26 protein-coding genes and 1 tRNA gene are annotated in these 26,540 nt (G+C 66.5%); 13 read left to right on the forward strand and 14 right to left on the reverse strand.

Annotated features, from left to right (window positions below):
• From BGO62_RS01425 to BGO62_RS01445, 5 genes are all read right to left on the reverse strand, one after another.
• Window positions 1-733 (reverse strand): type I glyceraldehyde-3-phosphate dehydrogenase (locus tag BGO62_RS01425; RefSeq protein ID WP_296638798.1); only part of this gene is annotated, 733 nt, incomplete at its 3' end.
• Window positions 734-817: 84 nt separating this feature from the next.
• On the reverse strand, window positions 818-2,803 hold the full coding sequence (gene tkt, locus BGO62_RS01430; protein ID WP_296638799.1) for a transketolase: 1,986 nt from the start codon (window positions 2,801-2,803) through the stop codon (window positions 818-820).
• Between the two features lie 234 nt (window positions 2,804-3,037).
• Window positions 3,038-3,838 (reverse strand): inositol monophosphatase family protein, encoded by an 801-nt coding sequence (locus BGO62_RS01435; protein ID WP_296638800.1) that lies wholly within the window; start codon window positions 3,836-3,838, stop codon window positions 3,038-3,040.
• Complete coding sequence (locus BGO62_RS01440; RefSeq protein ID WP_296638801.1) at window positions 3,823-4,437, reverse strand: class I SAM-dependent methyltransferase; 615 nt, start codon at window positions 4,435-4,437, stop codon at window positions 3,823-3,825. The genes BGO62_RS01435 and BGO62_RS01440 overlap by 16 nt, the downstream gene beginning before the upstream one ends.
• A gap of 1 nt (window position 4,438) precedes the next feature.
• Window positions 4,439-4,996 carry a thioredoxin family protein gene (locus BGO62_RS01445; RefSeq protein ID WP_296638802.1) on the reverse strand — a complete coding sequence of 186 codons (558 nt, stop codon included), beginning with the start codon at window positions 4,994-4,996 and terminating at the stop codon, window positions 4,439-4,441.
• Window positions 4,997-5,041: 45 nt separating this feature from the next.
• Here BGO62_RS01445 and BGO62_RS01450 point away from each other — a divergent pair, with 45 nt between their 5' ends.
• Window positions 5,042-5,770: a 16S rRNA (uracil(1498)-N(3))-methyltransferase gene (locus BGO62_RS01450; RefSeq protein WP_296638803.1), complete on the forward strand. Its 729-nt coding sequence runs from the start codon at window positions 5,042-5,044 to the stop codon at window positions 5,768-5,770.
• 24 nt (window positions 5,771-5,794) lie between these two features.
• On the opposite strand, the gene BGO62_RS01455 is transcribed toward BGO62_RS01450, so the two are convergent.
• On the reverse strand, window positions 5,795-6,226 hold the full coding sequence (locus BGO62_RS01455; RefSeq protein WP_296638804.1) for a DsrE family protein: 432 nt from the start codon (window positions 6,224-6,226) through the stop codon (window positions 5,795-5,797).
• Window positions 6,227-6,395: 169 nt separating this feature from the next.
• On the opposite strand from BGO62_RS01455, the gene argA reads away from it, so the two are divergent.
• The 5 genes from argA to BGO62_RS01480 all read left to right on the forward strand — a co-directional run bounded on the left by argA (window position 6,396) and on the right by BGO62_RS01480 (window position 13,930).
• Window positions 6,396-7,763, forward strand: a complete 1,368-nt coding sequence (gene argA / locus BGO62_RS01460; protein ID WP_296638805.1) for an amino-acid N-acetyltransferase — start codon at window positions 6,396-6,398, stop codon at window positions 7,761-7,763.
• 16 nt (window positions 7,764-7,779) lie between these two features.
• Entirely contained in the window at window positions 7,780-8,703 is a 924-nt protein-coding gene (locus BGO62_RS01465) for a phosphate/phosphite/phosphonate ABC transporter substrate-binding protein (RefSeq protein ID WP_296638806.1), read from the forward strand.
• Window positions 8,700-11,498, forward strand: a complete 2,799-nt coding sequence (locus BGO62_RS01470; protein ID WP_296638807.1) for an EAL domain-containing protein — start codon at window positions 8,700-8,702, stop codon at window positions 11,496-11,498. The genes BGO62_RS01465 and BGO62_RS01470 overlap by 4 nt, the downstream gene beginning before the upstream one ends.
• Window positions 11,499-11,585: 87 nt before the next feature.
• Window positions 11,586-13,178 carry an ABC-F family ATPase gene (locus BGO62_RS01475; protein WP_296638808.1) on the forward strand — a complete coding sequence of 531 codons (1,593 nt, stop codon included), beginning with the start codon at window positions 11,586-11,588 and terminating at the stop codon, window positions 13,176-13,178.
• Entirely contained in the window at window positions 13,175-13,930 is a 756-nt protein-coding gene (locus tag BGO62_RS01480) for a hypothetical protein (protein WP_296638809.1), read from the forward strand. The genes BGO62_RS01475 and BGO62_RS01480 overlap by 4 nt, the downstream gene beginning before the upstream one ends.
• A 16-nt stretch (window positions 13,931-13,946) precedes the next feature.
• Here the strand turns inward: BGO62_RS01480 and BGO62_RS01485 are convergent, their stop codons facing one another.
• The 4 genes from BGO62_RS01485 to BGO62_RS01500 all read right to left on the reverse strand — a co-directional run bounded on the left by BGO62_RS01485 (window position 13,947) and on the right by BGO62_RS01500 (window position 15,960).
• Window positions 13,947-14,426: an LEA type 2 family protein gene (locus tag BGO62_RS01485; protein ID WP_296638810.1), complete on the reverse strand. Its 480-nt coding sequence runs from the start codon at window positions 14,424-14,426 to the stop codon at window positions 13,947-13,949.
• A 7-nt stretch (window positions 14,427-14,433) separates the two neighbouring features.
• The gene (locus tag BGO62_RS01490; protein ID WP_296638811.1) at window positions 14,434-15,312 is read right to left on the reverse strand and encodes a fructosamine kinase family protein; all 879 of its coding nucleotides are present in this window, start codon (window positions 15,310-15,312) and stop codon (window positions 14,434-14,436) included.
• A 71-nt stretch (window positions 15,313-15,383) separates the two neighbouring features.
• The gene (locus BGO62_RS01495; protein ID WP_296638812.1) at window positions 15,384-15,782 is read right to left on the reverse strand and encodes a DUF971 domain-containing protein; all 399 of its coding nucleotides are present in this window, start codon (window positions 15,780-15,782) and stop codon (window positions 15,384-15,386) included.
• Between the two features lie 101 nt (window positions 15,783-15,883).
• A tRNA-Arg gene (locus BGO62_RS01500) sits at window positions 15,884-15,960 on the reverse strand.
• Window positions 15,961-16,084: 124 nt separating this feature from the next.
• On the opposite strand from BGO62_RS01500, the gene BGO62_RS01505 reads away from it, so the two are divergent.
• Genes BGO62_RS01505 through BGO62_RS01515 form a run of 3 tightly spaced genes read left to right on the forward strand, consistent with a single transcriptional unit; the run spans window position 16,085 to window position 18,231 of the window.
• Window positions 16,085-16,870: a c-type cytochrome gene (locus BGO62_RS01505; protein WP_296638813.1), complete on the forward strand. Its 786-nt coding sequence runs from the start codon at window positions 16,085-16,087 to the stop codon at window positions 16,868-16,870.
• A 39-nt stretch (window positions 16,871-16,909) separates the two neighbouring features.
• Entirely contained in the window at window positions 16,910-17,494 is a 585-nt protein-coding gene (locus BGO62_RS01510; RefSeq protein WP_296638814.1) for a c-type cytochrome, read from the forward strand.
• An 8-nt stretch (window positions 17,495-17,502) separates the two neighbouring features.
• Window positions 17,503-18,231, forward strand: coding sequence for a tetratricopeptide repeat protein (locus tag BGO62_RS01515; RefSeq protein ID WP_296638815.1), 729 nt, complete (start codon window positions 17,503-17,505; stop codon window positions 18,229-18,231).
• Between the two features lie 16 nt (window positions 18,232-18,247).
• On the opposite strand, the gene BGO62_RS01520 is transcribed toward BGO62_RS01515, so the two are convergent.
• The 4 genes from BGO62_RS01520 to BGO62_RS01535 are packed head-to-tail and all read right to left on the reverse strand — an operon-like array spanning window position 18,248 to window position 24,063.
• The gene (locus BGO62_RS01520; protein ID WP_296638816.1) at window positions 18,248-19,507 is read right to left on the reverse strand and encodes a TolC family protein; all 1,260 of its coding nucleotides are present in this window, start codon (window positions 19,505-19,507) and stop codon (window positions 18,248-18,250) included.
• Window positions 19,504-22,575, reverse strand: a complete 3,072-nt coding sequence (locus BGO62_RS01525) for a CusA/CzcA family heavy metal efflux RND transporter (protein WP_296638817.1) — start codon at window positions 22,573-22,575, stop codon at window positions 19,504-19,506. The genes BGO62_RS01520 and BGO62_RS01525 overlap by 4 nt, the downstream gene beginning before the upstream one ends.
• A gap of 3 nt (window positions 22,576-22,578) precedes the next feature.
• Window positions 22,579-23,634, reverse strand: a complete 1,056-nt coding sequence (locus tag BGO62_RS01530; protein ID WP_296638818.1) for an efflux RND transporter periplasmic adaptor subunit — start codon at window positions 23,632-23,634, stop codon at window positions 22,579-22,581.
• Between the two features lie 57 nt (window positions 23,635-23,691).
• Window positions 23,692-24,063, reverse strand: a complete 372-nt coding sequence (locus tag BGO62_RS01535) for a hypothetical protein (RefSeq protein ID WP_296638819.1) — start codon at window positions 24,061-24,063, stop codon at window positions 23,692-23,694.
• Between the two features lie 301 nt (window positions 24,064-24,364).
• Here BGO62_RS01535 and BGO62_RS01540 point away from each other — a divergent pair, with 301 nt between their 5' ends.
• The 4 genes from BGO62_RS01540 to BGO62_RS01555 form a co-directional block, all read left to right on the forward strand.
• Window positions 24,365-24,991, forward strand: a complete 627-nt coding sequence (locus BGO62_RS01540) for a cytochrome b/b6 domain-containing protein (protein ID WP_296638820.1) — start codon at window positions 24,365-24,367, stop codon at window positions 24,989-24,991.
• Entirely contained in the window at window positions 24,984-25,394 is a 411-nt protein-coding gene (locus BGO62_RS01545) for a DUF1924 domain-containing protein (protein WP_296638821.1), read from the forward strand. Before BGO62_RS01540 ends, BGO62_RS01545 begins: the two co-directional genes overlap by 8 nt.
• Before the next feature lie 14 nt (window positions 25,395-25,408).
• Window positions 25,409-25,936, forward strand: coding sequence for a diheme cytochrome c (locus BGO62_RS01550; RefSeq protein ID WP_296638822.1), 528 nt, complete (start codon window positions 25,409-25,411; stop codon window positions 25,934-25,936).
• A gap of 22 nt (window positions 25,937-25,958) precedes the next feature.
• The coding region (locus tag BGO62_RS01555; protein ID WP_296638823.1) for a response regulator transcription factor at window positions 25,959-26,540 on the forward strand (582 nt) is incomplete at its 3' end.

Here is a 26,540-nt window from a genome sequence, read left to right on the forward strand (position 1 = left end):
TCAGGTCGACCACCGACACGTCAGAAGTCGGAACGCGGAACGCCATGCCGGTCAGCTTGCCCTTGAGTTCCGGCAGCACCACGCCGACGGCCTTGGCGGCGCCGGTCGAGGACGGGATGATGTTTTCCAGGATGCCGCGGCCGCCGCGCCAGTCCTTGGAGGACGGGCCGTCGACGGTTTTCTGGGTGGCGGTGGCGGCGTGCACGGTGCTCATCAGGCCGCGCTTGATGCCCCAGTTGTCGTTCAGCACCTTGGCGATCGGGGCCAGGCAGTTGGTGGTGCACGAAGCGGCCGAGACGATGGCTTCGCCGGCATACTTCTCGTGGTTCACGCCGTACACGAACATCGGGGTGTCGTCCTTCGACGGGGCCGACTGCACCACTTTCTTGGCGCCCGCGTCGATGTGCTTCTGGCAGGTTTCCTTGGTCAGGAAGAAGCCGGTGCACTCGATCACGATGTCGGCGCCGACTTCGTTCCACTTCAGGTTGGCGGGCTCGCGCTCGGCGGTCAGACGAATCTTCTTGCCGTTGACGATGAGGTTGCTGCCTTCGACCGAAATGTCGCCATTGAAATTGCCGTGCACGGAATCGTACTTCAGCATGTAAGCCAGGTACTCGGGGTCGAGCAGGTCGTTGATCGCGACCACTTCGATGTCCTTGAAGTCCTTGGCGATTGCGCGGAATGCCATGCGGCCGATGCGGCCAAAACCGTTGATGCCAACTTTGATTGCCATGTATCAGTCTCCAGTGAGTGAAAATCTTGTTGCGGTGAGGCGTGAGGCGACAGGTGCGAGGCGTGACGCCTCACACCTCACGGTTCACAGAACGCCCTTGACCGCGGCCACGACAGCCTCGGTGGTGATGCCGAAGTGCTTGAACAGCGCCGGAGCCGGGGCGGATTCGCCGAAGCTGTCGATGCCGATGACGGCGCCTTCCAGACCCACGTACTTGCGCCAGAAGTCGGTGACGCCGGCCTCCACCGCGACGCGCGGCAGGTCTTTCGGCAGCACGCTGGCCTTGTAGGCGGCGTCCTGGCGGTCGAAGCTGTTGGTCGACGGCATCGACACCACGCGCACCGCGATGCCTTCGGCGGCCAGCGCTTCCTGCGCCTTGACGGCCAGTTCGACTTCGGAGCCGGTGGCGATGATGACGGCCTTCGCGCCCGCAGCGTCCTTGAGCACGTAGCCGCCCTTGGCGATGTTTGCCATCGTGGCTGCGTCGCGCGCCATGAACGGCAGGTTCTGGCGGGAGAGGATGTGGCAGGTCGGGCCGTCGCTGCGCTCGACCGAATGCACCCAGCCGACCATCGTTTCCACGGTGTCGCACGGACGCCAGACGTCGATGTTGGGGATCATGCGCAGGGTGGCGGTCTGCTCGACCGGCTGGTGGGTCGGGCCGTCTTCGCCGAGGCCGATGGAGTCGTGGGTGAACACGTGGATCACGCGCTGCTTCATCAGCGCGGCCATGCGGATGGCGTTGCGCGAGTATTCCGAGAACATCAGGAAGGTGCCGCCGAATGGCAGCAGACCGCCGTGCAGCGCCATGCCGTTCATGATCGCGGCCATGCCGAACTCGCGCACGCCGTAGCTGATGTAGTTGCCGGGCTTGCCGTGGCGCACCGGATGGCAGCCTTCCCAGTTGGTCAGGTTGGAGCCGGTGAGGTCGGCCGAACCGCCGAGGAACTCGGGCAGCGCCGGGGCCAGCGCGTTGATCGCGATCTGGCTGGCCTTGCGGGTGGCGACGGTCTCGGCCTTGGCGTTGATCGCGGCCAGCTTGTCGGCGACGTGGGCCTTCCAGTTGGCGGGCAGCTCGCCCTTCATGCGGCGCTCGAATTCGGCGGCCTCGGCCGGGTAGGCCTTCTTGTATTCGGCGAACTTGTTGTTCCACAGGGTTTCGAGGCCCTGGCCCTTGGTTTTGGCGTCCCAGCCGGCGTAGATGTCGGCGGGAATCTCGAACGCGGGGGAGGTCCAGCCCATGTTCTTGCGAGTGGCCTCGACTTCGTCGTGGCCCAGCGCGGCGCCGTGCACGTCGTGGGTGCCGGCCTTGTTGGGCGAGCCCTTGCCGATGACGGTCTTGCAGCAGATCAGCGTCGGCTTGTCGCTGCTGGCCTTGGCTTTCTGGATGGCGGCTTCGAGCGCGACCACGTCGTGGCCGTCGACGCCGGCGATGACGTTCCAGCCGTAGGCTTCAAAGCGCTTGGCGGTGTCGTCGGTGTACCAGTGCTCGATGTGGCCGTCGATGGAGATGCCGTTGTCGTCCCAGAACGCGATCAGCTTGTTCAGCTTCCAGGTGCCGGCGAGCGCGCAGGCTTCGTGCGAGATGCCTTCCATCATGCAACCGTCGCCCATGAACACGTAGGTGTGGTGGTCGACGATGCTGTGGTCGGGCTTGTTGAATTCGGCGGCGAGGATCTTCTCCGCCATCGCCATGCCGACGGCGTTGGTGATGCCCTGGCCGAGCGGGCCGGTGGTGGTTTCGACGCCGGGGGCGTAGCCGTATTCGGGGTGGCCCGGGGTCTTGGAGTGCAGCTGGCGGAACTGCTTCAAGTCGTCCATCGACAGGTCGTAGCCGGTCAGGTGCAGCAGCGCGTAGATCAGCATCGAGCCGTGGCCGTTCGACAGCACGAAGCGGTCGCGATCCGCCCATTTCGGGTTGGTCGGGTTGTGGCGCATGTGGTGGTTCCACAGCGTTTCGGCGATTTCCGCCATGCCCATGGGGGCGCCGGGATGGCCGGATTTGGCTTTTTCGACTGCATCCATCGCAAGTGCGCGGATGGCATTGGCCAGGTCGTTACGGGTTGGCATTGCGTTCCCTTCAGCTAAGTAAAAACTGCCGCATTTCCATGCCCGGAAAAGCCGTGCAGCGACAGCTTGGGCAGAATATGCAAAAACCTTGATTATCCGTCAGCAGGGCGGGCTTTCGCAAGCCGCGTCGAAACCGGGAAAAAGGGATTTTACGACAAGAGCTTAAACCCTGAAGCTCAAGCGCCGCCTCAGGGTCGTACTGTAAAAATCTTTTTATTGGCTCGATGGAGCCGCTTATGCGCCGGCGGCTTTCAACCAGTCGCGCCACAGCTCGAACAGTTCCGGGCTGGCCGAAGCCACCACCGACCGCTCCCACACGTTGGCGATGTCGAAGCTGCCCGACAGGCTGGCCAGCCGCCCGCCCGCCTCTTCCAGGATCAGTGCGCCGGCGGCGTAATCCCACAGCTTCTGCCCGCCGTGGACATAGACATCGAAACGTCCGGCCGCGGTGTAGCACCAGTCCAGGGTGGAGGCGCCGAAATTGCGCTGCGAGGCATACGGCGGCCACGCCGCGAGCCGGCCGGCCAACTCGCGGTCGATGCGCTTCATTTCGACTCCGGCGAGCGCGCGCCGCAGTTCGGTGGCAGGGGTACGCAAGGGCAGCGGGATGCCGTTGAGGTGCGCGCCGCGGCCGCGTTCGGCGGTGAACATCTCGTCGGCGACCGGATCGTAGACCACGCCGAGCTGACGCTCGCCCTTGTAGAGATAGGCCACCGACACGGCGAAGTAGGGCACCCCGGCGACGAAGTTGGAGGTGCCGTCGATCGGGTCGACGCACCACAGGCCGTCGCGGCCGGCCTCCCAAGCGTCGCGCTGCTGCTGCTCGGTCATTTCCTCGCCCAGCACCGGCACGTCCTTGATATGCGGCAGCCCCGCTTCCAACGCGGCCTGCGCCGCCACATCGGCTTCGGTGAACAGGCTGCCGTCCCGCTTGTGGCTGTGCGCCACCTTGAGGAAACGCGGCGTGACTTCGCTCTGCGCAACCCGCCTTACCAAGGTCTGGATCTGGTTAAGCACGATCAGGTACGCAGGCAATAGCAGTAAACAAATTCCTGCTCCTGCCCCGCCGGGGTGTGGTGGATTTCGGTTTCGTGCCCGAGCAGCCGGAAAGGCGTGCCGAACTCGGCGTGCAGCGCATCGGGGGCGTAGCGCATCACGTCAAGCCCCGAGCACTGCAACGGCCCGCCGGGGCCGAAGGCGGCGACGATGACATGCCCGCCGGGTTTCACGCTCTTCAGAACCTGGGCGACATAACGTGCGCGGTCGGCCGGATCGGTCAGGAAATGGAATACCGCGCGATCGTGCCAGACGTCGTAGCGCGCGGCCGGCAATTCGGCCCGGGTGACGTCGCCGGCAATCCACTGCACCGGTTGTGCACGCGCGCCGAGGCGCGCGCGGCTGGCGGCCAGCGCCGACTCGGCCAGATCGAGCACGGTCAGATGGCGGTAGCCGGCGTCGAGCAGATCGTCCACCAGCACCGAAGCGCCGCCGCCCACATCGATGATCTCGGCATCGCGGTCCGCACAGCCCGCGATCAGGCGCGACGATGAAGCGGCATGCAGCTGGAACCAGCTGACCTGGTCCGCCGCCTTGTTGCGGTAAACGGTTTCCCAATGCTGACGGCGGTCGGCCATGTCATTCCCCTTTCCATTTGATCGAGCAGCCCATGCTGGGAATCTGCCCGGCGGGGCCGCGCCCGGTGGCGGCAATTTCCTTCATCGCCTCGAACAGGTCGCGGCGTACGCCCTCGGGCGCGGTTTCCTTGCGCGATTCGTCGAAGCGCCCGCGGTACTGCAATTCGAAATCGTGGTTGAAGCCGAAAAAGTCCGGCGTGCACACCGCCCCGTAAGCTTTCGCCACCTGCTGCGTTTCGTCGATCACATAGGGAAACGGGAAATCGAATTCCGCCGCCACCTTTTTCATGTTGTCGAAGGAGTCCTCGGGATATTCGGCCGGGTCGTTCGACATGATGGCGATGGCGTGGATGCCGTACTGCCGCAGCTCGGCCAGGTCGCGCACCAGCCGCGGACGGATCGCCTTCACATACGGGCAGTGGTTGCAGATGAACATCGCCAGCAGGCCGTTCGGCCCCATCGCATCGGCCAGCGTCCATACTTTTCCGTCGACGCCGGGTAGGCTGAAGCCAGGCGCTTTGCGGCCAAAATCGCACACGGGGGTGGTAAGGGAAACCAAGATGCTCTCCGCAAGATCGCTCGACAATCCCGGCATAATACCAATATGTCCGCCCCGCGTTTCCATCTCGACCAGCCGCTTGCCCCGGGTGCCCGTTTCAGCCTGCCGCCGGGCCCCGCGCGCCATGCCGCGCGGGCGCTGCGGCTGGCGGCGGGCGATGCCGTCACCCTGTTCAACGGACAGGGTGGCGAATACGCCGCCCGCATCGAGCACATTCAGAAAGACGAAGTCGCGGTCAGCGTCACCGGTTTTGCCGACATCGAGCGCGAATCGCGCTTGCGGGTGATGCTGGCGCAGGGCATTTCGAGCGGCGAGCGCATGGACTACACGCTGCAGAAAGCGGTGGAGTTGGGCGTGACGGCAATCCAGCCGATCGCCGCCAAGCGCAGCGTGGTCAAGCTGACGGCCGAACGCGCCAACCGTCGCGTCGCGCACTGGCAGGGCGTGGTGGCCAGCGCCTGCGAACAGTGCGGGCGCAACCGGGTTCCGGCGGTAGCCGCGCCGCTGACGCTGGCCAACTGGCTCGGCCAGCGCACGGGCGGGCGCCTGCTGTTTTTGTCGCCGCTGGCCGAGGCGCGGCTGGCCGACCTGCCGCCGCCGGCGGCGCAAGACTGCCTGGTCGCCGGTCCCGAAGGCGGGTTCGAAAGCGACGAGGTCGCCGCCCTCCAGGCAGCCGGAGCCGTCGCCGTCCGCCTGGGGCCGCGCGTGCTGCGCACCGAGACTGCGGCGCTCGCCGCGCTGGCCGCGATGCAGACGCTATGGGGCGATTTTTAGGCGCGCAGCGGGCGAGGGGATCGATCAGGGGCGCAGATACGTATAGCCCTGCTTCTGGCGCTGCATGATTTCCACCACGCCCGAGGAAACATAGCCCACCTTGGCATGCATATCCTCCTTGTCGAGCTTCTGATTGCGCATGGTGTTCTGGCACGCCACCACCGACACCCCGGAATCGACCGTCTCGCTGATGCGGTTGGCCACTTCGGACTCGGCTTTCAGCATGTTGATGCCGGGGCCAAACGCCACGATTTCGAGTTCGACGCTGTCCTTGCCCATGTCCTTCTGGATATTCCTGGCGTTGTTGAGCGCCAGATTCCAGGTGGCGGGGTCGTTTTCGCTGACCTGGATCACCATTTTCGACTTGTCGGCGGCCAGAGCGGCGGCGGGCAGCGCCAGCGCGCCCATCAGTAAAGCCCCGCCCAGCAGGGCACCCAGCGTATTCATGCGTTTCATGTGTCGTTCTCCAGCGGAATATGGGTTGCGGTGCGGACATACGCCCCGTTTTCTTATGACGTAAAGATTAAGCGATATATTCCGTTTATTCTCGTGGGCATTGCTGCCCTGCGCCGCATGGAGGTTTTCTGTATCCTTCGCGTTAATCAACCCCGTTCAGGTCAAGCCGTTGAAAGACACCGCCGATTTCGTCCACTGGTTCCGCTCCGCCGCCCCCTACATTCACGGTTTTCGCGGCAAAACCTTCGTCATCGCCTTTGGCGGCGAACTGGTGGCGGACGGCGGTTTCGTGCAACTGGCGCATGACGTCAACCTGCTGAACAGCCTGGGCGTGCGGCTGGTGCTGATCCACGGCGTGCGGCCGCAGGTGGAAGCACGGCTGACTGAGAACGGCACGGCGATCCGCTATGCGAATGGACTGCGCGTCACCGACGACGCCGCGCTGGCCTGCGTCAAGGAGGCCGCCGGCACGGTGCGGGTGGAGATCGAGGCGCTGCTGTCGCTGGGATTGGCCAACACGCCGATGGCGGGTGCCGACATCCGGGTGGCCTCGGGCAATTTCGTCACCGCGCAGCCGCTGGGCGTGCGCGACGGCGTCGACCTGCTGCATACCGGCGAAGTGCGCAAGATCGACGCCGCCGCGATCCGGCGCCGCCTCGACCAGCACGATATCGTGCTTCTCTCCCCCATCGGCTACTCGCCGACCGGCGAAATCTTCAACCTCAGCCTGGAAGACGTGGCCACGCAAGCCGCCGTCGAACTGGCTGCGGACAAGCTGATCTTTCTGATCGACACCGAGGGGGTGCCGCAAGACGATGCCGACGCTGAAAGTCCGAAAGGACTTGCAAGGCCGCATCTGCCGGACGCGGAACGGGCGGTCCACAATGCCCTCACCGTGAACGAGGCGCGCCAGGTGCTGGAAAAAGCGCACACGCTGCCGGAAGACATCACCTACTACCTGCCCTGCGCCATCGCCGCCTGCACCCAGGGCGTCAAGCGGGCACACTTCATCAGCCGCCACCGCGACGGCGCTCTGCTGTCCGAACTGTTCACCCGCGACGGCGTGGGCACGCTGATCACGCCGGCACCGCTGGAAACCCTGCGGCCCGCCACCATCGATGACGTCGGCGGCATTCTCGGCCTGCTCGAGCCGCTGGAACGCGAAGGCATCCTGGTGCGGCGTTCGCGCGAACTGCTGGAAATGGAAATCGAACGCTTCCTGGTGCTCGAATCCGACGGCGTCATCGCCGGCTGCGCGGCGCTTTATCCCTTCCCCGAGGAGCAGGCCGCCGAACTGGCTTGCCTGGCGGTATCCAGGGAATTTCGCGGACGCGGATTTGGCGACCGGTTGCTGGCAGAAGCCGAGAAAAACGGCAAAAAAGCGGGCTTCGAGCGGCTTTTCGTCCTGACCACCCGCACTGAACACTGGTTCGAGGAACGCGGCTTCATCGACAGCAGCCCCGACCATCTGCCCAAGCGCAAGCAAACGCTATACAACTACAAGCGGAAATCCAAGGTTCTGCAAAAAACCCTGTAGATAAAGGAAAGAAGCCTTGCGTCTATTTGCCCAGCGTCCGGGATGGCCCTGCCGCGCCCTCCGTGCACCGATCCATGCCGCCGGCGTGCGGTTGGGCCGTTTCAGCGGCTTCCGGACCTGGCTCGCCACCCTGCTGCTGGCCGCTGCCGGCCACGCCGCCGCCAGCGCGGATCGGCCGCTGGTCTTCGGCGTCTTTCCCAACATGACGGCGAAGCAAACCGTCGAAATCTACCGCCCGCTCGCCAACGCGCTGGAGCGGCACCTGCAGCGCCGCATCGTCGTGTACAGCGCGCGCGACTTCAAAACCTTCGTCGAGCGCACCCGCCAAGGCGAATATGACATGCTGCTGACAGCACCGCACCTGGCCTGGCTGGCGCGCCAGGATGCCGGCTACCGGCCGTTGCTGAAGTACGTCCGCCCCACCCAGGGCCTGCTTGTGGTCAAGCAGGCTTCGCAGTTCCAGACGCCGGACGAACTGCGCGGCCGCACCATCGCAACCGCCGACGCCATTGCCGTGGCGGTATTGGCGGTGCAGGCGGAAATGGCCGCCGAGGGACTGCGGCACGACACCGATTACCGCACCGTGGATGCGGGCACCCACTTCAATGCCGCGATGCAGGTGCTCAATGGACGCGCCGACGCCGCCATGCTGGGCATGCATCCTTACCTGCTGCTGCCGCCCGAGGTGCGCCAGCAATTGCGCGTGCTCGCCAAAACCCCGCCTCTCTCAAGCCTGATGTACCTGACCCACCCGCGTCTGCGCGACCGCGAGGCAACGGCCATACGCCAGGCCTTGCTCGATTTCGCCGCCACGCCCGAGGGGGCCGCCTTCATGCAGCACGGCGGCTATGGCGGCTTCGCTGCCGTGGATGGCAGCGAATTGCGCGCTTTCCGCCCCTATGCCCTGCGGGCACAGGAAATATTGCGGGCAACCCGATGAAGGCATGGTTTGGACGCCTCTCGCTGCGCTACAAACTCACCCTCGCCGCGTTGGGGGTGGAAGCCGCGATGCTGGCCTTTCTGATCGCCAACGGCGTCCAGCTCACCCGCCAGGAGTTGCAGCAACAGGCCGAGTACCGCGTGCGCGAAGTGGGGGAAAACCTCGCCGCAGCCCTGCTTGCGCCCTTGTCGCACCAGGATGACGCCAGCGTGCGCGACTTCATCGAAACCTTGCAGCGCGACGATGGCCTGAAAATGATCGCGGTGCGCGACAACAACAAGCGCATCGTGCATCAGGCCGGAACCGACGGCACCGAAGCCGATTTCCGGCTGCTGCAGCCGATCGAGCTTTCCGGCCAGCGCTATGGTGAAATCGCCCTGGTCCTGTCGGGCGATTTCATTCACGAGGCGCGCAGCCGCTACGTGCGGCAAAGCCTTTCGATTGCGGCTGCGGCCTTGCTGCTGACGGGCATCCTGCTGGCCTTGTCGACCGGCGGCGTGGTGCGCCGTTTCGAAGCGCTGACCCGCGCCAGCAAGCGCATGGCGCAAGGCGACCTCGACGTCAAACTGGCCGGCGAAGGCGAAGATGAAATCGGCCAGCTGATCGGCACGTTCAACCGCATGGCCGAATCGGTCCGTTTCAACATCGACCGCGCACGCGAAAACGAAGCCCGCTTTCATGCGATTGCCGACTACACCCACGACCTGGAATTCTGGCTGTCGCCCGAAGGCCGGCTGCTCTGGGTCAACCCATCGGTCGAGCGCATGATCGGCCACAGCGTTGCCGAATGCATGGGGCAACACATGGATTTCCCGGCCGACGTCATCCATCCGGAAGACCGTTCCGCAGCCGAATTCCAGCTGCGCCAGGCCTTGCGCGGCACCTCCGGCCAGGGCTACGCGCTACGGATATGCCGCAAGGATGGCGGCCATTTCTGGGCGGTGGTGAACTGGCAGCCGATTCACGATTACAGCGGCGTTTACCAGGGCATCCGCGCCAGCATCCACAGCATCGACGACCTCAAGGCGACCGAGGCCAATCTGCGCCAGGCCATCAATGAACTGCGGATGGCGGAAAGCCTGCAGGGCAAGTACCTGGAGGAAACCGAGCAGGAACGCGCCCGCCTGGTTTCGCTGCTGTCGGCGATGAACCTCGGCATTCTGTTCGTCGCCGCCGACAACCGCGTGATCTACCACAACCCGGCGTTCAGCCGCATGTGGATGATCGGGGAAGAGACCGCCCTGATCGGCCTGCCGGTGCACGAAGTGCTGGCCAAATCCACCTCGGTGCTGGCGCGTCCCGACCACTTTTCGCGCCACCTGCTGTCGGTGCTGGAAACGCGCGAGCTGTCCGACAGCTATGAAATCCAGATGACCGACGGCCGCGTCATCACCGAGCTCGACTACCCGGTACGCGACCGCGAAGGCCGCTTCATCGGCCACCTGTGGATTTACGAGGACATCACCCGCGAACGCCAGACCGCCGAACAGCTGGTGTATCTGGCCGAACGCGACGCCCTCACCGGGCTCTACAACCGCCACCGCTTCCAGCAGGAACTGGCGCGCACCATGCTGGAAAGTGACCGCCACCACATGCAGTGCGCGGTGATGTTTTTCGACCTCGACGAATTCAAGACCATCAACGACAGCTACGGCCACCGTGCCGGCGATGCGCTGCTGATTCGGGTGGCAGGCGAAATCAGCGCCCTGGTGCGGCGCAACGAGGTTCTGGCGCGGCTGGGCGGCGACGAATTCGCCATCCTGATCCCCGCGGTGGAAGGCAACGAGGCCGAGGTGCTGGCCGAACGCGTGGTGCGCGCGGTGTCGCAGATTCCTTTCCGTTTCGACGGACAGAACCTGCGGCTTACCACCAGCCTCGGCATTGCCTACTATCCCGAGCACGCCACCGATGCCGACGACCTGGTTGCACGGGCCGACATCGCCATGTACCAGGCCAAGGATGCCGGCAAGAATACCTGGCGCGTATTTCGCGCCGACCGCGATGCCGACAGCGAAATGCGCAGCCGCCTGTCGTGGGGCGAACGCATCAGCAACGCGCTCGACAAGGGCCTGTTCCAGCTGCATTTCCAGGGCGTCTACCGGACGGACGACGGCACGCTGTCGCACCTGGAGGCGCTGATTCGCATGGTCGACGAGCGCAATCCCGAGCAGCTCATCATGCCGGCGCATTTCATCCAGCTGGCCGAAAAAAGCGGCCGCATCCTCGACATCGACCGCTGGGTGATCCACGAGGTGCTGCGCATGCTGTCGCACAACCCGGGCGTTCCCGCCATCGCAATCAATCTGTCGGGGCGTTCGCTGTCCGAGCCCGGCCTGCCGCAATACATCGGCGACGAGTTGCGGCTGGCCGGCGTCAACCCCGGCCGCCTGATCATCGAAATCACCGAAACCGCAGCGGTTTCCGACCTGCACGACGCCCAGCGCATGATCGAAGCCATGCGCCAGTTCGGCTGCGGCGTCAGCCTCGACGATTTCGGCGTCGGCTTCGCCTCCTTCGCCTACCTCAAGCATCTGCTTGTCGACACCATCAAGATCGACGGCATTTTCATCCGCGACCTGCCCGCCGACCCCGACAACCAGGTGTTCGTGCAGGCCATGGTCAGCGTCGCCCTCGGGCTCGGCAAGTCGGTCGTCGCGGAATACGTCGAGGACAGCCAGACGCTCGCTCTGCTGCGCAAGTTCGGCGTCGACCTGGTGCAGGGCTATCACCTCGACCGGCCGGTCGCCGACCATCCGGCATTGCAGGGCGCCGCCTGCGCCGAGGCCTCGGGCTGACGGCGGCGGCCGCGCCCGGGGGCGGGGCGAGGGACGACGGGGTGCTAAAATACGCCGTTTTTCCCCGTTGCATCCTAGGATCCCGCCGTGCTCACCGCCTCCAGCATCACCCTGCAATTCGCAGCCAAACCCCTGTTCGAGAACGTCAACGTCAAGTTCGGCGACGGCAACCGCTATGGCCTGATCGGCGCCAACGGCTGCGGCAAGTCGACCTTCATGAAAATCCTCGCCGGCGAGCTGGAGCCCTCCGCCGGCAATGTCTCGCTCGACCCCGGCGAGCGCATGGCCTGGCTGCGCCAGGACCAGTTCGGCTACGAGGACCAGCGCGTGCTCGACGTGGTGCTGCAGGGCCACGCCGAGATGTGGCAGGTGATGCGGGAAAAGGACGCCATCTACATGAACCCGGAGGCGAGCGAGGAAGACTACCTGCACGCCGCCGAACTGGAAGCCCGCTTCGGCGAGATGGGTGGCTACGACGCCGAGGCGCGCGCCGGCGAACTGCTGCTCGGCGTCGGCATCCCCACCGAACAGCACAACGGCACCATGAGCCAGATCGCGCCCGGCTTCAAGCTGCGCGTGCTGCTGACCCAGGCGCTGTTCTCCAACCCCGACATCCTGCTGCTCGACGAACCGACCAACAACCTCGACATCAACACCATCCGCTGGCTGGAAAACGTGCTGAACGAGAGCAACGCCACCATCATCGTCATCTCGCACGACCGCCACTTCCTGAACCAGGTCTGTACCCACATGGCCGACCTCGACTTCGGCACCATCAAGGTCTACCCGGGCAACTACGACGACTACATGCTGGCCTCGACCCAGGCCAAGGAACGCCAGGCCAGCGCCAACGCCAAGGCCAAGGACAAGGTCGCCGAGCTGCAGGAATTCGTGCGCCGCTTCTCGGCCAACAAGTCGAAGGCGCGCCAGGCCACCAGCCGCCTGAAGATGATCGACAAGATCAAGATCGAGGACTTCAAGCCGAGTTCGCGGCAGAACCCCTACATCCGCTTCGAGCCGGAGAAGGCGCTGCACCGCCGCGCGCTCGAGGTCGAGAACCTCAAGTTCGGCTACGACGGCACGCCGCTGTTCAGCAACCTCGGCTTCTCGCTGGAAGCCGGCGAAAAAATGGCCGTCATCGGCGGCAACGGGGTCGGCAAATCCACCCTGATGAAGCTCTTGATGGGCGAACTAACGCCGCAATTCGGCGAGGTGCGCTGGAGCGAGAACGCCAACGTCGGCTACTTCTCGCAGGACCACGTCGCCGACTTCGACATGGACAAGAACCTCACCGACTGGATGCACCAGTGGACCCAGCCGGGCGACGACGAGCAGGTGCTGCGCGGCATCCTCGGCCGCCTGCTGTTCTCCGGCGACGACGTCAAGAAATCGGTGCGCGTGCTGTCCGGCGGCGAGAAGGGCCGCATGCTGTACGGCAAGCTGATGCTCGGCCGCCACAACGTGCTGGTGATGGACGAGCCGACCAACCACATGGACATGGAGTCGATCGAGTCGCTCAACCTCGCGCTCGATCTGTTCAAGGGCACGCTGATCTTCGTCTCGCACGACCGCCAGTTCGTCTCGAGCTTGGCCACACGCATCCTCGAAATCACCCCCGAAGGCGTCGAGTTCTACATGGGCGGCTACGACGAGTACCTGCATTCGAAGGGCCTGGAGTGAGCGAAGTCGTCATCATCGGCCTCGGCCAGCTCGGCCGCGTGTTCGCCGGCGGCCTGCTGCGCGCCGGGCGCACCGTCGTTCCGCTCAACCGCGGCGACGACATGGCAACGCTGGCGCAGGCCCACCCCGCGCCGGAGTTGGTGCTGGTCGCAGTTGCCGAGAACGACCTGCATGGCGTGCTGGCGGCCTTGCCCGTGGCCTGGAAACCGCGCGTCGCGCTGATCCAGAACGAGCTCTTGCCGCGCGACTGGCAGACGCACGGCTACCTGGACCCCACGGTGATCTCGGTGTGGTTCGAGAAAAAGAAGGGCATCGACGCCAAGCCGCTGATCGCCTCGCCCGTCGCCGGCCCGGGCGCCGCACTGCTGTGCCGCGCGCTCGCTTCCATCGACCTGCCGTGCCGCGAAGTCGCGCCCGGCGACTCGCTACTGTTCGAGCTGGTGAGAAAGAACGTCTACATCCTCACCACCAATATCGCGGGCTTGAAAACCGGCGGCACGGTATCGCAGCTGTGGGCGCAGCACGAGGCCTTCGCGCGCCAGGTGGCGAACGAGGTGATGGACATCCAGGACGCGCTCACCTCCGTCAGACACGACCGCGACAAGCTCATCGCCGGCATGCTGGAAGCCTTCGACGGCGACCCCGATCACGGCTGTACCGGACGTTCGGCGCCGGCGCGGCTGGCGCGCGCAATCGGGCACGCGGACGAGTTCGGCTTGGACGTGCCCGTCCTGCGGGCGCTGGCGGGCTGAGCCGCGCCTCGGGCGCTCAGATTGCTCCGCCCCCGGGGCTTTTCGCGTCGCCGCCGACCACGCCCGCACGATCGAATGGCAGCCAGCTGGCCGAGCGGTCGGTTTTGACGCGGCCCTTGATGCGGTAGGGCAGCCCGTGCTTCAGCGATTCCGGCGGCAGGGTCTTGATCTGCTGGATCAGGTGCTTCGACTGCATGATCGCGTCCACCCGCAACACCGTGCTCGAGGTCGCCGCAATCAGCGTCGGCACCCGCGACAGCCCCCGCGCAAAAGGACGCCCGTTCACCTCCAGCTCGAAATCCAGCGCCTCGATCTTCAGCTCGAAGTCGTTCGGATTGCTGACCCGCAAGCCCACGTCGAAGTGCTGCTCGAACAGGCCGAGGCTCTTGACGTCGACTTCGGCGACGCTCACCTTGGGGGCGACGGCGTTCGGCGGCAGGCCGGAACAGGCGGCGAGGCCGAGCGCGAGAAGCAGAACGAGCAGACGCTGCAGCATGGGGAGCCTATCGAATCTGCGCCAGCAGCTGGGCGGTCATGCGCGCGGCTTGCGCCGCATAGCCGCCGCCGAACAGGTTGGCGTGGTTGAGGATGTGGTAAAGATTGTAGAGCGTCTTGCGCACCGCATAACCGGGGTCGAGCGGCCAGGCCGCGCGGTAGGCGGCGTAAAAATCCGCTGCGAAACCGCCGAACAGTTCGCTCATCGCGAGGTCGCATTCGCGGTCGCCGACATAGCTCGCCGGATCGAAAATCACCGGCGTCCCATCGGCGAGGTAGCCGTGGTTACCGCCCCACAGATCGCCATGCAGCAGCGCGGGGGCGGGCGCATAGCCGTCGAAGAAAGCGTCGAGGCCGGCGAGCAGTCTCTCGCCATCCCGCTGCAGCGCGCTGCCGTAGCCGTTCTGCGCGGCCAGCCGCAACTGAAAGCCGAGCCGTTCGTCGCGCCAGAACGCGATCCAGTCGCGCGCCCAGCCGTTGCGCTGCGGCGTGCTGCCGATCCAGTTGTCGTGCGCCCAGCCGAATTGGGGCTGCGGCACGCGGTGCTGCAGCGCCAGCCGTTCACCCAGTCGGGCGGCATCGCCGCTGCCGCGCAGCTCCAGATACTCCAGCACCAGAAAGGCCTGGCCCGCCGCCGTGCCCGTGCACAGCGGCTGCGGCACCCGTACCCCCTGCGCTGCGGCGAGCGCATGCAGCGCAGCCGCCTCGGCCTCGAACAGCGGCAAGCGCTGCGCGTGATTCGCCTTGACGAAATAGCGGCGTGAACCGTCGCTCACGCCGAAGGCCTGGTTGATGTCGCCGCCGCCAATCGGGCGCAGCACCGTCGCTGCGAACGGCGCGCCGGTGGCGGCAGCGATCGCTTCGGCAACGGCGGCAGCGAGCGTCATGCGGGCACAGCCCAAACAAAACGCGCCCCGGAGGGCGCGCTGGGCAAGGCACGGCGGACGCGCATCGCGGCTTACTTGCCCCTGGGGCGCTGCTCGAACATTTTGGCGATGCCGGGGTCGCGCGAGGCGCCGGCGGCTTCCATGCGCCTGAGGTACTCGTCCCACAGCGCGGCCTGATTGGTGCCGAGGTCGTGGAGATATTCCCAGGAATAAATCCCGGTGTCGTGGCCATCGGAAAAGAAGAAATTGATGCCGTAGAGGCCGACCGGCTCGGCGGCGTTGATCAGCACGTCGCGCTTGCCGACCTGCAGCACTTCCTGGCCGGGGCCGTGGCCGCGCACTTCGGCGGACGGCGAGTAGACGCGCAGAAATTCGAACGGCAGCTCGAACCGCGCACCGTCGGTAAACGCGATTTCAAGCTTGCGCGAAGCCTGGTGGAGCTTGATGTCGGTAGGAGTGGGAATGGCCATGATTGAAGCGCTCGAAATGAATTTGGCCCCAAGTGTAAACCCGCAATGCAGAGATTAAACCCCGGCAAGGCAAGGGCTGAAACCGATGGTGACCTGAAAATTGGCGCGCCCGGCGCGATTCGAACGCACGACCCCTGCCTTCGGAGGGCAGTACTCTATCCAGCTGAGCTACGGGCGCAAAGTCGGCGAAGCATAGCCGGTTTGCCGCGCGCCGTCCATCCGCCGGGGGGCCGCCCTTTCCTGTCGGGGCGGCTTTCCTTATAATCGCGGCTTTCGATGCCACCCCCACTAAGGATAATTTCATGGCCGATTCGCACGCCAAGATGACCCAAGCCACCCCGCAGGAAGTCATCATTTCCGTTGTCGCCGGACTGTTCGCGCCCCTGCTGGCGATTTTCCTGATCGTGATGCTGGTGCTCGGCATCCAGGACAACCACAAGCCGGACACCACGAGCGATGCCGCCCAGAAAGCCACCCTCGCGCGCATCAAGCCGGTCGCGCAGCTGGCCGCGCTCGACGCCAGCGCCCCCAAGGTCGAAAAATCCGGCCAGGAAGTCTACGCTGCCGTGTGCGCCGCGTGCCACACCGCCGGCGCACTGGGCGCGCCCAAGTTCGAAAACAAGGGCGACTGGAGCAGCCGTCTCGGCCAAGGCTACGACACCCTGGTCAAGCATGCCATCGAAGGCATTCGCCAGATGCCCCCGCGCGGCGGCGGCGATCTGTCCGATACGGAAGTGGCGCGCGCGGTGGCCTACATGGCCAACTCGGCAGGCGCCAGCTTCAAGGCGCCGGAAGCGGGTGCGCCTGCCGCACCCGCTGCGGCCGGCAAACCCGACCCGGCCAAAGGCAAGCTCGTCTACCAAGCCAATTGCGTGGCCTGTCACGCGAGCGGCGTAGCCGGCGCGCCCAAGCTGGGCGACAAGGCGGCCTGGGATGCGCGCGTGGGCCAAGGCTATGAGACGCTATACAGCCATGCGCTGAACGGCATTCGCGGCATGCCCGCCAAGGGCGGCAACGCCAGCCTGTCGGAAGCCGATCTGACGAATGCGGTGGCTTACCTGTTCGTCGAGGCCGGCGGCAAACTGTAAGGCGTGGCGGGGCCATCCGGACAAGCGGTGCACACCTCGATGAAAACCACGGTTTTCCTGATCGCGTCGGCGGCGGGTTTGCTGCTTGCCTGCGGCCAAGCCGAAGAGGCCGCCGTGGCACAAGCCCCTCAGGCCGAACCGGCGCAAGTCGCTTTGCCCGTCGAAACGCCGCCCGTGCTGCAGGCCGCGGCGGCGCCCGAGCCGGAAGACACCCCGGCAGTTGAAGCCGCGCCTGCGCCGCAACCCGCAACCGCCCCGGCGCCCCGGCCCGCTACGCCGAGCAAGCCTGCGGCAGCCCAACCCGACGCTGTCGACCGCGCCCAACCGGCGCCTGCAGCCAAACCCGCCGACGAGGCCGTGGCCAGCGCAGCCAAGTCCGACCCCGCACACGGCCAGCAGATTTATCGCCAGGCATGCGCTTTCTGCCACGACAAGGGCGTAGCTGGCGCACCGAAAGCCGGCGATGCTACCGCCTGGGGCCCACGCCTAGCGCAGGGCATCGACACCCTCTATGCCTCCGCCTTGCAAGGCAAGGGCGCCATGCCGGCCAAGGGCGGCAACCCGGCGCTGGCAGACACCGACGTCAAGGCCGCGGTGGATCACCTCGCCGCGCAATCGCGCTAAACCCCATCATGCCGCTCGTCTGCCCAAAGTGCGGAAGCGAGCAAGTCCGCAGCGCAGCGCTGCATGCCCACGACGGCGTGCGCCGCATGCTGCTGCACACGCCGCTGCGCTGCCGCGACTGCCGTCATCGCTTCTGGAGGTTCAATCCGCTCAAGCCCTTGTTGCTGCTGGCGAGCGTCGGCGCGCTGGTCGGCGTGACCGCCTGGTTCGCCCTCGACCAGCACCCTGCCGCCATACCGGCAGTGCAAGCACCCGATAGACTGCCGCACGACCGTGCCGCGCAGGGCGATGCCGAGGCGCAATTGCAGCTGGGGCTGCGCTACGCCGAGGGCGACGGGGTGATCCAGAACGACAAGGAAGCCGCCAAGTGGTTTGCCCGGGCAGCCCAACAGGGCTTGGCCGAGGCGCAATATCAATACGGCCTTGCGCTACTGGAAGGGCGCGGCGTGGTGCAGGATTACCGCGCGGCTTTCAGTTGGCTCGAAAAGCCGGCGCAACGCGGCTACGCCAAGGCGCAATACAGCCTGGGCGAACTCTACCGCTACGGCACCGGCACCGCGATCGACAAGGCGCGCGCCTACCTGTGGTTCAACCTCGCCGCTGCGCAGGGCATGGACGCCGCCGCCAAGGCGCGCGACAGCCTGGTATGGCAGTTGAAACCCGAGCAGATCGCGGCCATGCAGGAAGAGGCGCGGCACATGAGCCGCAACTCGGCCGCGCCCGCGGCCGCCCCCTGAGCGGTTTCTTCGCTGGTTACGGATGCGCGTGGGTGGCGTCCGCATCCACGTCCAGCGGCCACAGCCGATGCGCGTCCAGCTTCATCCGGGCATCGATGGCCAGCGCGCCCAATTGCGTCTGCTGCGCCTGCAGGCGCCCTTCCAGCGCCAGCCGGCGATTGAGCAACACCTGGTCGAGGCTGCCTTCGCCCAGGCTGTAAGCGCGCGCCGCCAGCCGTTCCGCTTCATCCAACGCCTGCGCGGCACGATCGGCCTGCTGCCAGTTGGCAGCCTGCGCCGCCGCCGCTTCGAAATCGGCGCGCGCCTCCCGGCGTAAGCGCTGCTCCAGCCGGATGACGGCATCCTGCGCGGCAGCGCTCAACTCCTCGGCAGCCTGCTGGTCGAAGCGCCGCGCCGTGCCCGGCAGGGTCAGCCCGAGGTTCAGTCCCAACACGTGTTCGTTGCCGCCGGCTTCGTTTTTGTAGAACACGCCGACGCTGGGATCGGCGCTGCGGTGTTGGGCCAGCCTGCGCGCCTCGGCCTGCAGCACCTCGGCCTGGCGGCGTGCGCGCGTAAGCTCGTGGTTGTGCTCCAGCACGGCAGCGACATAGTCCTCCACCGTGCCGGCAGGCGGCAGCGGCAGCGGCAAGGCGCCGTCCGCCGCGACCGGCAGCGCGGGATACTGCGCCAGCAGGCGGCTGCGCGCCTGCTGCTCGCGCGCGCTCGCCTGCTGCTGCTGCAGGCGCACCTGCGCCAGCGCCGCTTCGGCATTGACGCGCTCGGCGCGCGGCGACTCGCCCAGACGAATCCGCGCATTCACCACCGCGAGCTGCTGTTCGGCGAGCTGAAGCTGCGCCTGCCAGAGCTGCGACTGGCTGGCGACACCCAGCCAGTCGAACCATAACGCGAGCAGTTGCCGCCCGCTTTCATGCAGCGCTTCGCCCAGGCTCGCTTCGGCATGCGCGGTGAGGGCGCCGGCCAGGGCGCGGTCGGCAGCGGCGCGGGCGGGCAGCCGCAATGGACGCGACAGCGCCACCCCCCACTCGGCCTGGTTGTCGCGCGGCGTCGTCTGGATACGGCGCTGCGCCAGGTCCGCGCCCACCAGCCATTCTTCGCGCCCGCGCTGCAGACTCTGCCCGCGCAGCGTCTGCGCGGCCAGCTCGCCGCGCGCCTGGGCCACCATGGGCGCGGCCCACAGCGCCGCTTCCGCCGCCGCCGGGTCGGGCAGATAATCGGCGCGCGCATTGGCTGCGAACGCCAGCGCGAGTGCGAGGGTCAGTTTGTGCACGGCATTCATGCGCGCGCTCCTTTCAGAATGAATTGGCGATACAAGAGCGGCAGCATCACCAGCGTCAGCAAGGTGGCGCTGACCAGGCCGCCGATGACGACGATGGCAAGCGGCCGCTGGATTTCGGAGCCGGGGCCGCTGGCGAACAGCAAGGGCACCAGGCCGAAAGCGGCGATGCTGGCGGTCATCAGCACCGGGCGCAGCCGGCGCAGCGCACCGTCGCGGACGATGGCGTCGCCCTTCAGGCCCTCGCTGCGCAGCTGGTTGAAGTAGCTGACCAGTACCACGCCGTTCAACACTGCGATCCCCAGCAAGGCGATAAAGCCGACCGAAGCGGGCACCGACAGATATTCGCCCGACGCCGCCAGCGCGAAAATGCCGCCGATCAGCGCCAGCGGCACGTTCATCATCACCAGCAGCGCCTGGCGCAGGTCGCCGAAAGTGACATACAGCAGAAAGCCGATCAGCAGCAGCGCCACCGGCACCACGATCATCAGGCGTTGCGCGGCGCGCTGCTGGTTTTCGAACTGGCCGCCCCAGGCCAGGTGATAGCCGGCAGGCAGCTTGACCTGCGCCGCGACGGCGGCCTGGGCGTCGGTGACGAAGCTGACCAGATCGCGCCCGGCGACGTTGGTCTGCACCACCGTAAAGCGCGCCGCGTTCTCCCGCTTCACCGCCACCGGACCGTTGGTGCGCTTGAGGTGCGCCACCTGATCGAGGCTGATTTCGCGGCCGTCCGCCAGCACCAGGCGGATCGCCTGCAAGGCATCCGGCGACTCGCGCAGGCCTGGCGGCCCGCGCAATTGCAACGGTACGCGCCGCCCCTCCTGCTGGATCACGCCGATGACTTCGCCTTCCAGCTGGGTGCGCAGCAAGGCGGCGATGTCGTCGGCGCTGAGGCCGAAACGGCCGGCGGCGTCGCGGTCGATTTCCGCCTGCAGATACTGCACCCCCTCGTTCTGCTGGGTGTACACATCGGAGGCGCCGGGGACTTTCTCGACCACCCTGAAAATCTCGCCCGCCAGCCGGTTGAGCGTGGCAAGGTCGGGGCCGAAAATCTTGATCGCGACGTCGCCGCGCGAACCGGTGAGCATCTCCGACACCCGCATGTCGATCGGCTGGGTGAAGTTGTGGGCGATGCCGGGGAAGCCCTCGACCACCTTGCGGATTTCCTCGGTCAGCCATTCCTTGTCTGGCTTGCGCCATTCGGCGATCGGTTTCAGCACCAGAAACGAATCGGTGTCGTTGAGGCTCATCGGATCCAGCCCGAGTTCGTCGGCGCCGACGCGGGCGACGATGCGCCGGATCTCCGGCACGTTCTTCAGCAGCGCCTGCTGCACCCGCAGATCCTGCGCAACCGACTCTTCCAGGCTGATCGACGGCAGTTTTTCCAGCTGCACCAGAATGTCGCCCTCATCCATCACCGGCATGAAGGTCTTGCCGATCAGCGGATACACGCCGGCCGCCGCCAGCATCAGCACGCCGGCGGTGGCGTAAACGATTTTCGGGCGTGCCAGCGCGTGGTCGAGCAAGGGAACATAGATGCCCCGCGCCTTGCGCAGCAGCCACGGATCCTCGTGGGCGGTCTGCTTCAGCAGCCACGAGGCCAGCACCGGAATCACGGTGAGCGCCAGCAGCAGGGAAGCCGCCAGCGCAAACACGATGGTCAGCGCAACCGGCCTGAACAGCTTTCCCTCCAGCCCTTCCAGCGTCAGCAGCGGCAGAAAGACGATGGCGATGATGGCGATGCCCGACGCCACCGGGCTGGCGACTTCCTGCACCGCCCACAGCACGCGCTGGACCGGCCTGACTTCAGTGTTTTCCGGATCGTGCGCCAGGTGCGCGACGATGTTTTCCACCACCACCACCGCGGCGTCGACCAGCAGGCCGATCGCGATCGCCAGCCCGCCCAGGCTCATCAAATTGGCCGACAGGCCGAACTGGCGCATCAGCACAAAGGTGGCCAGTACCGACAAGGGCAGGATCAGCGCCACCACGATGGCGGCGCGCAGGTTGCCGAGGAACAGCAGCAGCAGGATCACCACCAGCACCGCCGCCTCCAGCAGAGCCTTGCTCACGGTACCGACGGCGCGGTCGACCAGTTGCGCGCGGTCGTAAAACGGCGAAACGCTCACGCCCGCGGGCAAGGTGGCCTGAATCTCGGCGAGTTTGGCCTTGACGTTCTTGATGAGCTCGCCCGCGTTCACCCCCTTCAGGCCGATCACCAGGCCTTCCACCGCTTCGCCCTGGCCGTTTTGCGTCACCGCGCCGTAGCGGGTCAGCGCATCCATTTCCACGCGCGCCACGTCGCCTACGGTGACGACCACGCCGGCGACGGTCTTGACCCCGATATGGCGCAGATCGTCCAGCGAACCGATGCCGCCGCTGACGCGCACCACCCAGGTTTCCTCGCCCTCGTTGACGCGCCCGGCGCCGTTGTTGCGGGTATTGGTTTCCAGCGCCGTGCGCAATTCGTCGAGCGTCACCCCGCGCGCGGTCAGTGCGGCGGAATCGGGACTCACGGCAAAAGTGGCGACGTGGCCGCCCAGCGCGTTGACGTCGGCCACCCCCGGCAATGCGCGCAGCTGCGGGCGGATCGTCCAGTCGAGCAAGGTGCGTTTTTCCGCCAGCGACAGCGGCCCCTCGATGGTGAACATGAAGAGTTCCGACAACGGGGTGGAGATCGGCGCCAGTCCGCCCGACACGTTGGCCGGCAGGTCACCCTTCACATTGGCGAAGCGTTCCGCCACCTGCTGGCGCGCCCAGTAGATGTCGGTGCCCTCCTCGAAATCGACGGTGATATCGACCAGCGCGTTCTTCGACAGGCTGCGCAGGATGGTCTGGTGCGGAATCCCCAGGAGCTCGGTTTCAACCGGCTGGGTGATGCGCGCTTCCACTTCCTGCGGGGTCATGCCGGGCGCCTTCAGAATCAGCTTGACCTGGGTGGTGGAAACGTCGGGAAAGGCATCGATCGGCAGCAGGTGGAAGGCGCGTACGCCCAGCCCCGCCAGCGCCAGCGCCATGACGAGCATCAGCCAGCGCCGCGCCAGCGCGAATTCGGTCAGGATGTTGAGCATGGCTTATTCCCCCAACCATTGCGCCTTGAGCGCCGCCACGCCCTTGACGGCAACGCGGCTGCCCGCGGCCAGCCCGCTGACTTCCGCCTGGCTGGCATTCTGGCGCAGCAGCCGCACCGGCGTCGGCTGGAAGCCCTGCGCGGTTTCGACGAACACATGCGGCTGCGCGTTTTGCCATACCAGGGCGGCAGCGGGCACGCTCAGGCTCTGCGTCGCCTGGCTGCCGGCAATCGCCGCCTGCACCGACTGGCCGGGGCGCAGCAGTTTTTGCGGGTCTGCCAGGCTGGCACGCGCCAGCACGCTCTGCGCGGCATTGAGCTGCGGCAGCAGCGCGATGACGCGCCCGCCGGCGCTGCTGCCCGCCACACTGACGGTCTGGCCGACGGCGACCTGCCGCGCCTGCGCGGTCGACAGCGGGATCTCCAGCGCCAGCTTCGACAGGTCGGCCAGTTTGGCGAGCGCCACCCCCGCGTCGACCCGCTGGCCGGGCTCGGCCGCGCTCTCCGTCACCACGCCGGCGATCGGCGCCGTCAGCGTAAGCGTGCTGCCGGATACCTTGCCGGCTCCCAGCAGCGACAACGCGGTTTGCGCGGCCGCCTGCGCCGCGCGCGCCGATTGCGCCTCGGCACGCGCGGCACGCAGGCGCGATTCGGCGATCAGGCCTTCGCTGAACAGCTTTTCATCGCGCGCGGCATTGTCGGCGGCGAGTTGCGCTCTCAGCCGCGCTTGCGTCAGCGCATTCTGCGCGTCGGCGAGCCCCGGCATCGACAGGGTGACCAGCGGTGCCCCGCGCTTGACGCTATCGCCCGGCTGCACATGGAGCTGCGTGACCAGTCCGGCGCCTGCCGCCGCGATCACGCGCACGCTGGCCGGCGGCAGCGTCACCCGCGCCGTATAGGTGAGTGCCGGGCTGGCGGCTTGGGCTGCCGCGGCCACGGTGGCAATGCCGAGATTTTTCTTCTGCGCGGCGGTCAGGGGCAGGACGTCGGCGGCAAAAGCGGGGGCGGCGCCCAACAGCGCCACGACGAGGATAGGGGCGGCAAAAAAACCAGTGGCCATGTTCGATCTCCATGAAAAAAAGGCAGGCACGCAGTAGCAGGCGCACCGAAAGGGCGATCAAACGAAGGGCGGCGCTAAAGCATGGGGAAGCGTATGGGGAAGCGGTGCAAGACGCAACGGCGGCGGCGCGGGCAAGCCTGCACGGGGGCTGGCTGCCGCGTCAGCCGGCAGCAGTTGCCACGGCGCCGCAGGCGGCGGCGCGGCAACGGCGTCCGGCACCGCATGGCGCAGCCGCATGCCCTGCGCCACCGCAATTTCCGCGCCGTGCTCATCGGCTGCAATCGCATGGTAGGGCACATCGGCGTGCGCCTTCTGATGCACATGCAGGAATCCGCCGTGGCCCGCATATCCGTTTCCCGGCTGCGCCGCGCCCGCGTGGGCGTGGATGAACGGCGCCATCGCCTGCAGGGCGATGACGAACCAGAGCATCAAAAAGCGGGGCAATCGGCAGGTCACGGTGAACGGAGGAAATCAGGCCTATAAATAATGGGGAGGTTTGCGGAATCCACAGGATCGTGGCTGCATCCTGCGCATCGCAGCTTAAGCCAGCCTTAAGTCGCGGCCATGCGCCAGCTTAATCGGGGATTCCCCGCAGTTCAATTCGCGATTTCGTACCATGGCGGCTGCCAGGCCGGAAACGGAGTTGCGCCCGGCCCCGTGACGACAGCTTAAGGCTCCCCTAAGAAAGCCCGCCTACAGTGGCCTCATCGCATGACAGCAGGAGGTCACCATGTCGCATCCAACCACGATTCAAGCCCGCCGGGTATACGACCCGCTGCTGCGGCTGCTGCACTGGACCATCGCGCTCTCCATCGTAGCGCTCATCGCCACCAGCCAGCTGGCCGAGCTGTTCGAACACGGCCCTTATGAAGACACGTTCTGGAATCTGCACATTGTCAGCGGCTACGTGCTGACGGCCGGCTTGCTGGCACGCCTGCTGTGGGGGCTGGTCGGGCCGGCCAGCGCGCGCTGGCGCGATCTGTGGCACCCCGCCGTATGGAAGGACAGCCTCAGAAACCTGCGCCTGCCGGGCACCCACCGCAGCGGGCACGACCCGATTGCCAGCCTGGGCTATCTGTTTGCCTATGGCGTGATGGCGCTGATGGTCGTCACCGGACTGGGGCTCGCCGCCAGCGAATTCCAGGCCGGCCCGCTGGCCGCCTGGCTGGGCAATGCCGGCTGGCTGGAAGACGTGCTGGGCGACCCGCATGAAGCCGGCTTCGTCTTGCTGCTCGGCTTTATCGGCCTGCACATGGCGGCGCTGGTGTTCCACCAGCTGCGTGGCGAACGGGTGGCGCAGAGCATGCTCACCGGCAAGCAATATCTCGATGCGGAAAATGAGGTGCAGCATGATTAAGCGTCTTTTCTGCGGCGCAGTGGCGGCGCTCGGCATGGCGGCGGCCGCCTCGGCGGCCGACACCCCGGCCAGCCTTATGGCGCACTATGCCCAGGCGGCGGGCATCCCGGTTGCGGCCCTGTCCGCCGCTCGCGGCGCGGCGCTGTACCGCGCCGAGCATCCCGGGCGCAATGCGCAGGCGGCGAGCTGCGCCAGCTGCCACACCGCCAATCCGCAACAGCCCGGCCGCAGCCGCGTCGGCAAGCGCATCGAGCCGCTGGCGCCGGCGGCCAATCCCGAGCGCTTCACCGATGCGGCCAAGGTCGAAAAATGGTTTCGCCGCAACTGTGGCGACGTATTGCAACGCGAATGCAGCGCCCGCGAAAAGGGTGATTTCATCGCCTGGCTGAGCCAGGTTCAATAAATCAAGGAGCAGGCATGAACTATCTATTGCGTGGAATCGGTGTGCTGGCGGCAGTCGGCACGATCAGCCTGCTGGCGTTTTCACTGCCCTCGGGCGAGGCCCACGGCGACGGCGGCGGCGACGCCCTGCCGCGCCTGACCCACAAGGCCTGGCAACAGGAATGCGCGAGTTGCCATATCGCCTACGCACCGGCGTTCCTGCCGAAGGCATCGTGGCGGCGCGTGATGGGCGGACTCGGCCAGCACTTCGGCGAGGACGCCAGCCTTGATCCGGCGACGCAGGCTGATATCCTGCGGTTCCTGGAGATCAACGCCGCCGATGCCGGCAACAGCCGCATCGGGCGCAAGGTGATGCAGCGCATGGACGCGCAGGACGCGCCGCTGCGCATCACCGAATCGCGCTGGTTCGTGCGCAAGCACGACGAGGTGCCGCGTGCAACATGGTCGCGCAAGTCGGTGGGATCGGCCGCCAACTGCGCGGCCTGCCACCGGCAGGCGGAACAGGGCGTGTTCGACGACGACTCGGTCAGCATTCCGAAATGAACCCGAAGGGCAAAACCTGGCGATGCGCATATTGTTGGTGGAAGACGACCGGATGCTGGGCGACGGCCTGCAGGCCGGGCTGACCCAGGCGGGCTACGCCGTCGACTGGCTGCGCGACGGCGAGGCGGCGGTGGCCGCGCTGGGCGCCGAAACCTTTGCCGCCGTGGTGCTCGACCTGGGCCTGCCGAAACGCGACGGTCTGTCGGTGCTGCAATGGCTGCGCGGGCGCCACGATGCGACGCCGGTGCTGATACTCACCGCGCGCGACCAGTTGGAAGACAAGGTGCGCGGGCTCGACCTGGGCGCCGACGATTACGTGCTGAAGCCGTTCGACCTCGACGAGATCAGCGCCCGCTTGCGCGCACTGGTGCGGCGCGCCCATGGCCGCCCGGAACCGGTGCTCAGCCTCGGCGACGTCGAGCTGAATCCGGCGGCGCGCACGGTGACGCGCGCGGGCGAAGCGGTCGAGCTGACCGCGCGCGAATTCGATCTGCTGCATGTGCTGCTGGAAAACGCCGACCGGGTGCTGACCCGGCGCACACTGGAAGAGCAGCTCTATACCTGGAACGACGCGGTCGACAGCAATGCGCTGGAAGTCCACATC

The sequence above is a fragment of the Thiobacillus sp. 65-1402 genome, assembly GCF_001897685.1.
GTDB lineage: Bacteria > Pseudomonadota > Gammaproteobacteria > Burkholderiales > Thiobacillaceae > Thiobacillus.

What these genes read in the sequence shown, in the direction of transcription:
- BGO62_RS01510 (WP_296638814.1), top strand. Translation starts at nt 16,910, where the DNA reads ATGAAAACCACGGTTTTCCTGATCGCGTCGGCGGCGGGTTTGCTGCTT.
- BGO62_RS01535 (WP_296638819.1), bottom strand. Translation starts at nt 24,063, where the DNA reads ATGCTCTGGTTCGTCATCGCCCTGCAGGCGATGGCGCCGTTCATCCAC.
- BGO62_RS01540 (WP_296638820.1), top strand. Translation starts at nt 24,365, where the DNA reads ATGTCGCATCCAACCACGATTCAAGCCCGCCGGGTATACGACCCGCTG.
- BGO62_RS01525 (WP_296638817.1), bottom strand. Translation starts at nt 22,575, where the DNA reads ATGCTCAACATCCTGACCGAATTCGCGCTGGCGCGGCGCTGGCTGATG.
- BGO62_RS01455 (WP_296638804.1), bottom strand. Translation starts at nt 6,226, where the DNA reads ATGAAACGCATGAATACGCTGGGTGCCCTGCTGGGCGGGGCTTTACTG.
- BGO62_RS01470 (WP_296638807.1), top strand. Translation starts at nt 8,700, where the DNA reads ATGAAGGCATGGTTTGGACGCCTCTCGCTGCGCTACAAACTCACCCTC.
- BGO62_RS01505 (WP_296638813.1), top strand. Translation starts at nt 16,085, where the DNA reads ATGGCCGATTCGCACGCCAAGATGACCCAAGCCACCCCGCAGGAAGTC.
- BGO62_RS01550 (WP_296638822.1), top strand. Translation starts at nt 25,409, where the DNA reads ATGAACTATCTATTGCGTGGAATCGGTGTGCTGGCGGCAGTCGGCACG.
- BGO62_RS01440 (WP_296638801.1), bottom strand. Translation starts at nt 4,437, where the DNA reads ATGGCCGACCGCCGTCAGCATTGGGAAACCGTTTACCGCAACAAGGCG.
- BGO62_RS01495 (WP_296638812.1), bottom strand. Translation starts at nt 15,782, where the DNA reads ATGGCCATTCCCACTCCTACCGACATCAAGCTCCACCAGGCTTCGCGC.
- tkt (WP_296638799.1), bottom strand. Translation starts at nt 2,803, where the DNA reads ATGCCAACCCGTAACGACCTGGCCAATGCCATCCGCGCACTTGCGATG.
- BGO62_RS01530 (WP_296638818.1), bottom strand. Translation starts at nt 23,634, where the DNA reads ATGGCCACTGGTTTTTTTGCCGCCCCTATCCTCGTCGTGGCGCTGTTG.
- BGO62_RS01485 (WP_296638810.1), bottom strand. Translation starts at nt 14,426, where the DNA reads ATGCTGCAGCGTCTGCTCGTTCTGCTTCTCGCGCTCGGCCTCGCCGCC.
- BGO62_RS01515 (WP_296638815.1), top strand. Translation starts at nt 17,503, where the DNA reads ATGCCGCTCGTCTGCCCAAAGTGCGGAAGCGAGCAAGTCCGCAGCGCA.
- BGO62_RS01490 (WP_296638811.1), bottom strand. Translation starts at nt 15,312, where the DNA reads ATGACGCTCGCTGCCGCCGTTGCCGAAGCGATCGCTGCCGCCACCGGC.
- BGO62_RS01450 (WP_296638803.1), top strand. Translation starts at nt 5,042, where the DNA reads ATGTCCGCCCCGCGTTTCCATCTCGACCAGCCGCTTGCCCCGGGTGCC.
- BGO62_RS01545 (WP_296638821.1), top strand. Translation starts at nt 24,984, where the DNA reads ATGATTAAGCGTCTTTTCTGCGGCGCAGTGGCGGCGCTCGGCATGGCG.
- BGO62_RS01520 (WP_296638816.1), bottom strand. Translation starts at nt 19,507, where the DNA reads ATGAATGCCGTGCACAAACTGACCCTCGCACTCGCGCTGGCGTTCGCA.